11 protein-coding genes are annotated in these 12,172 nt (G+C 72.4%); 3 read left to right on the forward strand and 8 right to left on the reverse strand.

The window, feature by feature from the left end:
* Positions 1-10 precede the first annotated feature (10 nt).
* On the forward strand, positions 11-1,078 hold the full coding sequence (locus QF034_RS17590; RefSeq protein WP_307175870.1) for a GlxA family transcriptional regulator: 1,068 nt from the start codon (positions 11-13) through the stop codon (positions 1,076-1,078).
* Here the strand turns inward: QF034_RS17590 and QF034_RS17595 are convergent.
* The 3 genes from QF034_RS17595 to QF034_RS17605 form a co-directional block, all read right to left on the reverse strand.
* The gene (locus QF034_RS17595) at positions 1,068-2,117 is read right to left on the reverse strand and encodes a Zn-dependent alcohol dehydrogenase (protein ID WP_307175871.1); all 1,050 of its coding nucleotides are present in this window, start codon (positions 2,115-2,117) and stop codon (positions 1,068-1,070) included. The two genes, QF034_RS17590 and QF034_RS17595, sit on opposite strands and share 11 nt — an antisense overlap.
* Complete coding sequence (locus QF034_RS17600; protein WP_307175872.1) at positions 2,117-3,265, reverse strand: acyl-CoA dehydrogenase family protein; 1,149 nt, start codon at positions 3,263-3,265, stop codon at positions 2,117-2,119. The genes QF034_RS17595 and QF034_RS17600 overlap by 1 nt, the downstream gene beginning before the upstream one ends.
* Before the next feature lie 153 nt (positions 3,266-3,418).
* Positions 3,419-4,336 carry an SDR family oxidoreductase gene (locus QF034_RS17605; protein ID WP_307175873.1) on the reverse strand — a complete coding sequence of 306 codons (918 nt, stop codon included), beginning with the start codon at positions 4,334-4,336 and terminating at the stop codon, positions 3,419-3,421.
* A 105-nt stretch (positions 4,337-4,441) separates the two neighbouring features.
* Between QF034_RS17605 and QF034_RS17610 the strand changes: the two genes are divergently transcribed.
* Positions 4,442-5,368, forward strand: coding sequence for a cyclase family protein (locus QF034_RS17610; RefSeq protein ID WP_307175874.1), 927 nt, complete (start codon positions 4,442-4,444; stop codon positions 5,366-5,368).
* 419 nt (positions 5,369-5,787) lie between these two features.
* On the opposite strand, the gene QF034_RS17615 is transcribed toward QF034_RS17610, so the two are convergent.
* The 4 genes from QF034_RS17615 to QF034_RS17630 form a co-directional block, all read right to left on the reverse strand.
* Positions 5,788-6,267 carry an ATP-binding protein gene (locus QF034_RS17615; RefSeq protein ID WP_307179904.1) on the reverse strand — a complete coding sequence of 160 codons (480 nt, stop codon included), beginning with the start codon at positions 6,265-6,267 and terminating at the stop codon, positions 5,788-5,790.
* A 443-nt stretch (positions 6,268-6,710) separates the two neighbouring features.
* Entirely contained in the window at positions 6,711-7,592 is an 882-nt protein-coding gene (locus tag QF034_RS17620; RefSeq protein WP_307179905.1) for an acyl-CoA dehydrogenase family protein, read from the reverse strand.
* A 2-nt stretch (positions 7,593-7,594) separates the two neighbouring features.
* On the reverse strand, positions 7,595-8,728 hold the full coding sequence (locus QF034_RS17625) for an acyl-CoA dehydrogenase (RefSeq protein ID WP_307175875.1): 1,134 nt from the start codon (positions 8,726-8,728) through the stop codon (positions 7,595-7,597).
* The gene (locus tag QF034_RS17630) at positions 8,728-9,924 is read right to left on the reverse strand and encodes an amidohydrolase family protein (RefSeq protein WP_307175876.1); all 1,197 of its coding nucleotides are present in this window, start codon (positions 9,922-9,924) and stop codon (positions 8,728-8,730) included. Before QF034_RS17630 ends, QF034_RS17625 begins: the two co-directional genes overlap by 1 nt.
* Before the next feature lie 90 nt (positions 9,925-10,014).
* Here QF034_RS17630 and QF034_RS17635 point away from each other — a divergent pair, with 90 nt between their 5' ends.
* The gene (locus QF034_RS17635) at positions 10,015-11,517 is read left to right on the forward strand and encodes a class I adenylate-forming enzyme family protein (protein ID WP_307175877.1); all 1,503 of its coding nucleotides are present in this window, start codon (positions 10,015-10,017) and stop codon (positions 11,515-11,517) included.
* A gap of 19 nt (positions 11,518-11,536) precedes the next feature.
* On the opposite strand, the gene QF034_RS17640 is transcribed toward QF034_RS17635, so the two are convergent.
* The gene (locus QF034_RS17640) at positions 11,537-12,049 is read right to left on the reverse strand and encodes an EF-hand domain-containing protein (RefSeq protein ID WP_307175878.1); all 513 of its coding nucleotides are present in this window, start codon (positions 12,047-12,049) and stop codon (positions 11,537-11,539) included.
* Positions 12,050-12,172: the final 123 nt, after the last annotated feature.

The following is a 12,172-nucleotide window of genomic DNA, read 5'->3' on the forward strand; positions in this document are numbered from 1 at the left end:
GGATCGGGCCATGACATCGGCCAGCCATGCCCACCGCGCCCCGGCCGCCGGCTTCCGTCCCCACCGCGTCGTCGTCCTCGCCCTCGACGGGCTGCTCCCGTTCGAACTGGGCATCCCGCACCGTATCTTCGGCCGCCCCAAGGACGCCCTGGGACGACGCCTGTACGAGGTGGTGACCTGCTCGGTCCGGGCGCCGGGCCCCGTCGACACGGACGCCGACTTCGCCATCCACGTGGCGCACGGGCCGGAGGCCCTCGCCGATGCCGACACGGTGATCATCCCGTCCTCGTACCGACTCGGCCCGGTCCACCGCGAGGGCGTGCTGACCGACGAACTGGCCGCGGCCCTCGCCCGCCTCCGGCCCGGCACCCGGCTGGCCTCCATCTGCACCGGCGTCTACGTCCTCGCCGCCGCGGGCCTCCTCGACGGCCGCCCCGCCACCACCCACTGGGCCGACGCCGCACGCCTCCAGCGGCTCTTCCCCAGGATCCGGGTCGACCCGGACGTGCTGTTCATCGACGACGGCGACGTGCTGACCTCCGCGGGCGTCGCCGCCGGCATCGACCTGTGCCTGCACATCGTGCGCCGGGACCACGGCGCCGCCGTCGCCAACGACGTGGCCCGCCGTACGGTCGTACCGCCGCACCGCGACGGCGGTCAGGCGCAGTACATCGAGCGGCCGGTGCCCGATCCGCAGCAGGCCTCCACCACCACCGCCCGCGCCTGGGCCCTGGGCCGTCTCCACGAGCCGATCCAGTTGCGCGACATGGCCGCCCAGGAGTCCATGTCGGTGCGCACGTTCACCCGCCGCTTCCGCGAGGAGACCGGCGTCAGCCCCGGCCAGTGGCTCACCCAGCAGCGCGTGGAACGGGCCCGGCACCTGCTGGAGACCACCGACCGCTCCGTCGACCAGGTGGCACGCGACGCGGGCTTCGGCTCGGCCCAGTCGATGCGCCAGCACCTCCAGGCGGCGCTCGGCGTCACGCCCACCGCCTACCGGCGCACCTTCCGGACCGGAAAGGACCAGAAGATACCGATAAGGACCGGAAAGGACCGCACAGCGGCCGTCAGAACGTGAGCACCCCGCGCGCCACCCGCCCCGCCTCCGCGTCCGCCGCCGCCTTCTCGAAGTCCTCGACCGGGTAGGTCCGGGTGACGAGTTCGTCGAGCAACAGCCTGCCCTGGCGGTACAGCTCGGCGTACAGGGCGATGTCCCGCTGAGGGCGGGAGGAGCCGTAGCGGCAGCCCAGGACGGACTTGTCGAGGTACATCGACGAGACGCGGAAGGACGCCTCGGCCGTGGCCGGCGGCACCCCGAGGAGGACCGCCTGGCCGTGCCGGTCCAGCGCGTCGATCGCCTGCCGGATCAGCTCCACCCGGCCGACGCACTCGAAGGCGTGGTCCACGCCCGTGGGCAGGATGTCCCGCACGCCTGCCGTCGAGGTGAGGAAGTCCGTCGCGCCGAAGCGGCGTGCCACCTCCTCCTTCGCCGGGTTGGCGTCGACGGCCACGATCCGCAGGGCGCCCGCGAGCCGCGCCCCCTGCACCACGTTCAGGCCGATGCCGCCCGCCCCGATGACCAGGACACTGTCGCCGCGGTCGACCCGCGCCCGGTTCAGCACGGCGCCCACACCGGTCAGCACCCCGCATCCGATGAGCGCCGCCGACGCCATGGGGATGTCCTCGGGGATCCGGACCGCCTGTACGGCCTTCACGATCGTGCGCTCCGCGAACGCCGAGTTCGCGGCGAACTGGTGGACCGGCAGGCCGGCGTGGCGGAACGGCCGGCCCGGGCGCCCGATCGCCTGCCGGCACATCGTCGGGCGCCCCCGGTCGCACTCAGCGCACGTACCGCAGTTCGCGAGCGTGGACAGGGACACGTGATCCCCGGGCGCGACATGCGTGACGCCCTCCCCCACCGCCTCCACCACACCCGCCCCCTCATGGCCCAGCACCACAGGAACCGGGAAGGGTATGGTCCCGTCCACCACCGACAGATCGCTGTGGCACAGCCCCGCCGCCGAGATCGCGACGCGCACCTCACCCGGCCCCGGCTCCCGCACCTGAAGGTCCGTGACGACCCGGACCTGCTTCCCGTCGAAGATCACGCCTCGCATCACGCGGCTCCCTTGGGCTCCCTGGGCAGGCCGAGCACCCGCTCGGCGATGATCGTGCGCTGGATCTGGTCCGAGCCGCCGTAGATGGTGTCGGCCCGGGAGAAGAGGAAGAGGTGCTGCGCCGCGTCCAGTGCGTACGGCGCCGCCGGCGACCAGTCCGCCGGACCGGCGCTCGCCGCCGCGCCCCGCACCAGCACCGCCAGCTCCCCGAGCCGCTGGTGCCAGCCGGCCCACAGCAGCTTCGCCACGCTCGGGGCTCCCGCGTCGCCCGAACCGCCCAGGGTGCGCAGGGCGTTCCAGCGCATGGTGCGCAGCTCGGCCCACTGCCGGACGAGCCGTTCCCGTACGACGGGATCCGTCACCGCGCCCGACTCCACGGCCGCCCGCACCACGCTGCCCAGCTCCTCGGCGAAGCCGATCTGCTGCGCCAGCGTGGACACGCCCCGCTCGAAGCCGAGGAGGCTCATGGCGACACGCCAGCCGTTGCCCGCACCGCCGACGACATGCTCCGCGCGCGCCCCGTCGAAGAAGACCTCGTTGAAGTCGCTGGTACCCGTCAGCTGCCGGATGGGGCGGACCTCGATCCGCCCCGGCTGGTCCATGGGGACGAGGAGGAAGGTCAGTCCGTGGTGCCGCTCCGAGCCGGGCTCGGTGCGGGCGAGCACGAAGCACCAGTCCGCCTCGTGGGCGAGCGACGTCCAGATCTTCTGCCCGGTGACCCGGTAGGTACGACCGTCCGCCTCGCGCACGGCCGCGGTCCGGACACCGGCCAGGTCGGAGCCGGCGCCGGGTTCGCTGTACCCCTGGCACCAGAGTTCCTCACCGGCGGCGATCGGGGGCAGGAAGCGGGACTTCTGCTCCTCGGTGCCGTGCGCGATGAGCGTGGGGGCCAGGAGGTTCTCGCCGATGTGCCCGGAGCGCGGGGGCGCGCCCGACCGCGCGTACTCCTCGGCCCACACGACCTGTTGGGTGAGCGTGGCAGCGCGATTGCCGTACCCGCCCGCCCCCCACCCGATCCCGATCCAGCCGGCCGCCCCGAGGGTGCGCTCCCAGGAACGGCGCTCATTCGCCCCGTCGGCATGCGCGGCGAGCCAGGAACGAGCCTCGGCACGAAAGTCCTCGTCTTCTTGCGCGAACCCGAAATCCACGGTTGCCGCCCTAGTCCGAAGTGACTGCTGCGATGAGGCTGATGCGGGGTGGGTGGCGACTGCCGGCGGGTTGCGAAGCAATCCAAGGGGCGCGGGGAACTGCGCGACAAGCCCCCACGCACCCGCAGCCGCACCACCACACGCACCCCCGAGCTACTGGGCGTTCGGCCGCTCCCCCTCTCGAGCCGCCCTCTCCATCTCCCGCACCCGCTCCAGCATCGGCATCGGATCCACCCCCACCGACCCGGGCAGAAACTCCGCGATCCTCTCCACGGTCCACCCGCCGGAGGCGGAGTACGCCGCCCGCAGCTCCCTCGGCTGCGCCCACACCGCGATCTTCGCCCCGGCGACCGTGTACACCTGCCCGGTGATCCCCTGCCGGGAGGCCTCGTCGGACAGCAGATACACCACCAGCGCCGCGACATCCTCCGGCTCCCCGATCTCCGCCAGTTCCATCGGCACCCCCGCGGACATCCGCGTACGCGCGACCGGTGCCACCGCGTTCACGGTCACCCCGTACTTGTGCAGCCCCAGCGCCGCGCTCCGCACGAGCGAGATGATCCCGCCCTTGGCCGCGCTGTAGTTGGCCTGCGACACCGACCCCTGGTGGTTGCCGCTGGTGAAGCCGATCAGCGTGCCGGCGCGCTGCCCCCGCATCACCGTCGAGGCGGCCCGGAACACGGTGAACGTGCCCTTCAGATGGGTCGCGACGACCGGGTCCCACTCCTCCTCGGTCATGTTGAACAGCATCCGTTCCCGGAGGATCCCGGCCACGCACACCACCCCGTCGAGCCGCCCGTACGACGACAGCGCCACGTCGACGACCCGCTGCCCGCCCGCCATGGTGGAGATGTCGTCGGCGACGGCGACGGCGTCCCCGCCCGCCGCCTCGATCTCCTTGACCACGGCCTCGGCCACCGCGCTGGTCGGGGAGGCGCCGTCGACCGCCACGCCGTAGTCGTTGACGACGACCTTCGCTCCCTCGGCCGCCGCCGCGAGCGCGACCGCCCGGCCGATGCCCCGCCCGGCGCCGGTGACGGCGACGACCTTGCCTGCCAAGAAGTTCCCCACGCCCGGCCCCTTCCCGTCCCACGGTTTCTGACGGACCGTTAGATTTGCAGACCTCCAGATTCTACGACCCGTCAGATACGGGAGCACAAGCCCCGGGGAGGACTCATGTCGCTGCCGGACGCGTTCCACGACATCGCCAAGCGCGTGAACAACTGGGGCCGTTGGGGAGCCGCCGACGAACTCGGCACACTGAACCTGATCACCGACGAGGTCGTCCGTCAGGCCGCGGCGACGGTCCGCACCGGTCGCCGGATCCCGCTCGCGCTGCCCCTGAGGCGCGACGGCGTCCAGACGGGGATGATCCCGGGGCGGATCGACCCGCTGCACGTCATGGTGCAGATCAACCAGGAGCTCTTCGGCCCGGGCACCGTCGCGTGCAGCGACGACGCCGTGACCATGGGGCTCCAGGCGGCCACCCACTGGGACGCGCTGCCGCACGTCTCGCACTCGGGCAGGCTCTACAACGGCCGCCCGGCGCACTCCATCACCGCGCACGACGGCGCCGAGTTCAGCGGCATCGACAAGGTCCGGCACCTCGTCTCGCGCGGCGTACTGCTCGACGTCGCCCGGGCCCGGGGCACGGACCGGCTCGACGGCGGATACGCCGTCACGCCCGAGGACCTGGACGCGGCCGAGGACCTGGCCGGTACGCGCGTGCGGGCGGGCGACGTCGTGCTCGTGCGGACGGGGCAGGTCCAGCTCTGCCTGGCCGGGGACCGGCACGCGTACGCCTATCCGTCGCCGGGGCTGTCGATCCGGACACCGGAGTGGTTCCACGCGCGCGACGTCGCGGCGGTCGCCAACGACACCCTCACCTTCGAGGTGTTCCCGCCCGAGGTGGAGGACCTGTGGCTGCCGGTGCACGCCCTCCATCTCGTGGAGATGGGGATGCCTCAGGGCCAGAACTGGAATCTCGAAAAGTTGTCCACAGCCTGTGGAGAAGCGGGCCGCTACGCGTTCCTGCTGGCGGCGACACCCGAGCCGTTCACGGGAGCGACCGGCTCTCCGGTGGCCCCGGTCGCCGTCCTGTAGCCCGCACGCCGGGCCGCCACCCCACCCCGGGAAGCTGGATGGCGGCGCCGCGCTGCTCGCCCCGAGCACGGCAGCGCGCGCCACCACCCGACTCCGGCGCTCCCGCCCCGGCTCCCGTGGCCCTGAAAAGGGAGCCGACGCCGAGTCACGACTCGCACTCGCCGAGGGCCGCCGTCGCCGGCCCTCGCCGTCCCCTCACGGCGAATCGCTGCCCACAAGCGTGAGCAAATGGTCACGACGCGTCAACACCCATTCGGGGATTTGTCGCTTATGCGGCTTTCACCTTGGGCGCGCACGGAAGCACGTCCCGGCGCATCGCCGCATGCCATGACGAAAACGGCGGATCTGCCGTGCGACCGTGCCCCGGCCCCGCCGCAACACCGCGCGGCATGTGCCGCCGTACACCACCCCACGCCGGCTCACACGGCCTCGTAGGCCAACCCCTCCATGGCGGCCCCGCCGCCGTACGCCACCGCGCCGCCCCCGCAGGCGGCCGCGACCTCGGGGGACTTCGAACACCGGTCCAGTTCGCACCAGATGCGCTTGCCGGTGCTCTCGACGCTCCAGCCCCAGCGGTCGGCGAGGCCGTCGACGAGGGCGAGGCCCCGGCCGCCGGTCGCGTCGTCGTCCGCACACCGGGGCACGGGGGCCCGGCCGCTGCGGTCGGCGACCTCGAGGCGGACGGTGACCTCCTCCGTCACCGCGTGCGGCAGGGACAGCCGCAGCACGGCGGGCCGGCCGGTGTGCACCACGGCGTTGGTGACCAGCTCGGAGACGAGCAGGATCAGGGTCTCGGCGAGCGGCTCGTCGGCCTGTATGCCCGACCCGGCCAGGCGGGAGCGGGCCCACCGCCGGGCCCGCCCCACTTCTGCGGGGTCGGGCCGGATCTCCAGCTGCACTTGAAGCACCTGCACCGCTCACACCATCCGAACCGGCGGACACTTAGGCTCGCGCCTCACGAGGGCCACGATCGTAGCCATTTTCTGCATGGCCAGAACAACGGCCGGGACAAGGATCACGCAACGTGAATCCCTTGTGGGACAGCATGGTTGACGTACAGTCACCCCAACAAGCGCTTCGGGCATATTCCAGCGCGAAGGAGTACCCGTGCGGCATACTGTGCGACGCTCGCTGCGGGGAGTCGAACAGGCGGCGCTACTGGGTCGTACCGCGCTCAGAACCACTCGCATCTCACACAAGGTACCGGAGCCCGCAGTCGACTCCGGGCCGTGACGAGTCGCTCCGGGGACACAAGCCGATATCAACGCTCCGTGATCACGGGATGCCACGATCCGCGACATCTCCACGGGCATATTCGGTGACACCGCAGCCAGGCGGCCTGTCAGGCTCCTCCGGCCGCCAGAGCGGCCGCAAGAATCTCCTCACTCTCCGTAACTCCGCCCGCACGCTGGGTTCGAACCCATGCGCGTTTCAGATGGAGATGGACCTCGGACTCCCAGGTGAAGCCCATGCCGCCGTGCACCTGGAGACAGTCGCGGGCGCCGCGCACGGCGGCCTCGTCGGCGAGCAGACGGGCGGCGGCGATGTCGACCGGGTCGGCGGTGACGGCCGCCGCGTACACCGCCGCGCGGGCCGTCCGGGACCGGACCAGCATCCCGGCGCACAGGTGTGCCACCGCCTGGAAGCTCCCGACGGGCCGTCCGAACTGTTCGCGCGCCCGGGCGTGTTGCACCGCCAGTTCGCAGACGCGGCCGACCGTGCCGAGCTGCTCTGCGGCGGTGAGGAGGACGGCGACCGGGTCCGGTTCCGCCGCCGTGCCGCCGGGCACGCGGTGCAGGGGCGTCAGCGGGTCGAGGGAGCGCACCGGCACGGCTCCGGCGGCGTCACCGCGTACGACGTCGGCCTGTGCCGGCCACTCCACGAGCCCGCCGTCCACGGCCGCGACGACCGTCTCCCCGGTGGCGGCTCCCGGAACCACACCGGCGGCGAGATGGGTGGCGGCCAAGGGCCCGGGCAGCAGCACCCGCCCCGCCTCCTCGAACACCAACACCGCCTCCGGCAGCCCGAGTCCCACCCCGCCCTGCGCCTGAGGCAGCCGCAGCGCGAAGAACCCGGCGTCGCCGAGGGCCCGCCACAGCTCCCGGTCGAGCCGGGCGGGGCCCTGCGCGGCGGCCCGCAGCGCCGTCCCGTCGAAGTGCCGCGCCAGCAGCTGCCGCATGGCGTCTCGCAAGGCCCGCTGGTCGTCCGTCAGCCGGAACCGCACGGTCACCGTCCCTTCGGCAGGCCGAGGATCCGCTCGGCGATGATGCTGTGCTGGATCTGCGAGGTGCCGGCCGCGATGGTGTACGACAGGGAGGAGAGGCGGTCCAGCGTCCAGGGGCGGTCCAGGTCGAGGCAGTCGGCGCCCAGGACCTCGGCGGCGGCGTCGTAGAGCTCCTGGCGGGCGTGCGAGTAGCGCAGCTTGAAGACCGAGCCTGTGGCGCCCGGCACGCCGCCCGACGCCTGCGCCGCGCTCACGTTCCACTGCGTCAGCCGCCACAGCGCCCGGAACTCGGCGTGCAGCCTGCCCAGCCGGCGCCGCAGCGCCGGGTCGTCCCAGCGGCCGTTGTCGCGGGCGGCGACGGCCAGTTCGCCGAGGACGCGGCGGCAGGCGACGACCTCGCCGGCGAAGGCCGTGCCGCGTTCGAAGGACAGCGTCACCATGGTCACGCGCCAGCCGTCGTTCTCGTCCCCGACCCGGTTGCCGACCGGCACCCGCACCTCGTCGAGGAAGACCTCGGCGAACTCGGCCGACCCGGCGAGCGTGCGCAGCGGCCGTACGGTGATGCCGGGCGCGTCCATGGGCATCGCGAGCCAGGTGATGCCCCGGTGCTTGGGCGCCTCCGGGTCGGTGCGGACCAACAGCTCGCACCAGTCGGCGACTTCCGCGTGGGAGGTCCAGATCTTGGAGCCGGTCACCACGTAGGTGTCGTCGTCGCGCCACGCGCGCGTGCGCAGGGCCGCGAGGTCGGAGCCGGCGTCCGGTTCGCTGAAGCCCTGGCACCAGACCTCCTCGCCGCGCAGGATCGGCGGCAGCCAGCGCGCCCGCTGCTCGTCCGTGCCCTCGGCGGCGATCGTCGGCCCGGCGTGCAGCAGCCCCACGAAGTTGGCCCCCACGTAGGGTGCGCCCGCCTTCTCGGTCTCCTCCAGGAAGATCAGGCGGGTGGCCGGGGAGGCGTCCCAGTGGACGTCGGCGTATCCGGCGTCGTGGAGCCTGCGCTGCCAGCCGAGGTCGTACGCCCGCCGCCCGGGCCAGTCGTCGGGGGACGGCGCGGGCGGGAGACCGGGGAGCGTCTTCGCGAGCCAGTCCCGCAGCCGGGCCCGGAACTCCTCCTCCTCGGGCGTGTCCGACAGGTCCATCAGCGGTCGAGGTCCAGGTCGAGCATCCGGATGGCGTTGCCGCGCATCAGCTTGTACACCGTCTCGTCGTCGAGGCCCTTCACATGGTCGAGGGCGACCTCCTTGGTGTGCGGGAAGGTCGAGTCGACGTGCGGGTAGTCGGTCTCGAAGGTGGCGTTGTCGCGGCCGACGACATCGATCGAGGCCACTCCGTGCTTGTCGCGGAAGAAGCAGCAGAAGATCTGCCGGTAGTAGTACGTCGACGGCGGCTCGGGGATCGTGTCGCGGACGCCGCCCCAGGCGCGGTGCTCCTCCCAGACGTCGTCGGCGCGCTCCAGGGCGTACGGGACCCAGCCCATCTGCCCTTCGGAGTAGGCGAGTTTGAGGCGCGGGAAGCGCACCAGGACCCCGCTGAAGAGGAAGTCCATCATCGAGGCCATCGCGTTGTTGAAGCTGAGCGAGGCCTGGACGGCGGGCGGGGCGTCCGGGGAGGCGGCCGGCATCTGGGACGAGGACCCGATGTGCATGTTCACGACCGTCCCGGTCTCCTGGCAGACCGCGAAGAACGGGTCCCAATAGCCGGAGTGGATGGACGGCAGCCCGAGGTGGGTGGGGATCTCGGAGAAGGTGACGGCCTTCACCCCGCGCGCGGCGTTGCGCCGGATCTCGGCGACCGCCAGGCCGACGTCCCACAGCGGGATCAGGCACAGCGGGATGAGCCGTCCGCCGCTGCCCCCGCACCACTCCTGGACCATCCAGTCGTTGTAGGCGCGCACGCAGGCCAGGGCGACCTCCTTGTCGTGCGCCTCGGCGAAGGTCTGGCCGCAGAACCGCGGGAAGCTCGGGAAGCAGAGGCTGGCCTCGACATGGTTGAGGTCCATGTCCTTCAGGCGCTCCTTGGGGTCCCAGCAGCCGGGCCGCATCTCCTCGCGGGTGATGCCCTCCAGGGTCATCTCGTCGCGGTCGAAGCCGACGGCGGCGATGTTGCGCTTGTACGGGAACTTCAGGTCCTCGTAGACCCACCAGTCGGTGGGCGGGCCGTCCGGGTCCATCGTGATGCGGTACTTGCCGCCGACGTAGGCGAGTTCACCGATTCCGGCGGTCAGCGCCTTCGGCCCGCGGTCGCGGTACTTGGCGGGCAGCCAGGTGTCGAAGAGGTGGGCGGGCTCGATCACGTGGTCGTCGACGCTGATGATGCGGGGCAGTTCGGTCGCCATGGGTCCCCTCCGCCGGACGGTACTTATCTGATGCAGCGTCAGATAGCATCCCACCTGACGACCCGTCAGCCAAGCAGCAGGGGGGCAGCCGTGACCGAGACCCCGCACGCCCTGAGTTCGTCCCGCACCCTGTGGGAGCTTCTCGTCCGCCGCGCCGCCCTCACCCCCGGCCGCCCGCTCTTCCTCCAGGACGACCGCGTGCTCACCTTCGGCGCCCTGCGTACGCGCGCCGAGCGGGTCGCGGCCGGCCTGTACGGCATGGGCGTACGCCCCGGCACGGTGGTCGCCTGGCAGCTGCCCACCCGTATCGAGACGGCCCTGCTCTCCTTCGCGCTGGCCCGCCTCGGCGCCGTGCAGACCCCGGTGATCCCCTTCTACCGGGACCGCGAGGTCGGCTTCGCGCTGCGCGAGTCGAAGGCGGAGTTCTTCGCGGTGCCGGGCGTGTGGCGGGGCTTCGACCACACGGAGATGGCCCGGCGGCTCGGCGCGAGGGGCGTCTTCGAGGCCTACGACGACCTGCCCGACGGCGATCCGTCGGTGCTGCCTCCCCCGCCCCGCGACGGCACCGCCGTCCGCTGGATCTACTGGACGTCCGGCACGACCTCCGACCCCAAGGGCGTGCTGCACACGGACCGTTCCCTGCTCGCGGGCGGCTCCTGCCTCGCCCACGCGCTGCGCCCCTCGGCGCATGACGTGGGGTCGATCGCCTTCCCGTACGCCCACATCGGCGGGCCCGACTACACGGTGATGCTGCTGCTGTACGGCTTCCCGGCGGTGCTGTTCGAGCAGTTCGCGCTGCCGGAAGCGCTGGAGACCTACCGGCGGCACGGGGTGACGCTGGCGGGCGGGTCGACGGCGTTCTACTCGATGTTCCTGGCGGAGCAGCGCAAACAGCCGGGGGTTCCGGTCGTCCCGTCACTGCGGCTGCTGGCGGGCGGCGGGGCGCCCAAGCCGCCGGAGCTGTACCACGCCGTCGTGCGCGAGATGGGCGTGCGGCTCACCCACGGGTACGGCATGACCGAGGTGCCGATGATCACCATGGGGGCGCCGGACGACACGCCCGAGCTGCTGGCGACGACCGAGGGGCGGCCGCCGGAGGGCATGGAGATACGGATCGTGGACGGGGAGGTGCGGTTGCGCGGGGAGGCGGTGTGCCGGGGATATCTGGACCCGGGGCAGACGGCCGAGGCCTTCGACGAGGACGGGTTCCTGCGCACCGGCGACCTCGGGCGGCTGACGGAGACCGGGCACCTGGTCCTCACCGGTCGGCTCAAGGACGTGATCATCCGCAAGGGCGAGAACATCTCGGCCCGGGAGATCGAGGACCTGCTGCACCGGCATCCGGCGGTCGGGGACGCGGCGGTGATCGGGCTGCCGGACGCGGCGCGCGGGGAGTTGGTGTGCGCGGTGGTGGAACAGCCCCCGGGGGCCGAGGCCCTGACGCTCGCGGCCGTGACCGCCTTCCTGCGTGCCGAGGGACTGTCCGTGCACAAGCTGCCCGAGCGGCTGGAGGTGGTGGACGCCCTTCCGCGGGGCGAGACCCTGCGGAAGGTGCTGAAGTACAAGCTGCGCGAGCGCTATGCGGGCACCTGACGCCCGGCGCCGGGCGCGGCTACTCGGGCACCGTGAAGTAGCGGGCGAAGGCGGGGACGACCTCGGCCTCGCCGACCTTGCCGTCGCCGTCCGCGTCGAGCGTGGCGGCGGCCGGGCCCGCGATGTCCTCGGGGACGCCGAGGCACTTCAGGACGCGGGCGGCCTCCTCGACCGTCGCCGCGCCGTCACCGTCGGTGTCGGCGACGTCCAGGGCTGCGTGCAGGAAGGGACGGGCGATCTCGGCGAACCGGTCGGGGTTGTCGCGCAGCCGCTTGACCGCGCCGCCCACGAACTCCTCGCGCGTGATGCGCTGGTCGCCGTCGCGGTCCGCTATCCCGGCCATGCCCTGCCAGAACGCCTCGGCGCCGACGTACAGCGCCTGCCCCTTGTCGGACCGGGCCGCCACGGTGAACTCCGTGAGCAGCGCCTTGGCCGCGCCGTAGAAGTCCTCGCGGTCGATGTAGCCGTTGCCGTCCTGGTCGAAGGTGGCGAACCGGGCGGCGATCCTGCGCTCGTACTCGCTGCTGACCATGTCTCTTTCGGGCCGCCTTACGTCGGGTGGGGTGCTTCTGGCTCGGAGCGTACGACGGAGGGGGCCGTTCGGGCGCGGGAAAACGTCACTTGTGCCGAGACCGGGGGAATTCCGGGACACCAG

The organism is Streptomyces africanus, assembly GCF_030816955.1.
In the GTDB taxonomy this organism is placed as follows: domain Bacteria; phylum Actinomycetota; class Actinomycetes; order Streptomycetales; family Streptomycetaceae; genus Streptomyces; species Streptomyces africanus.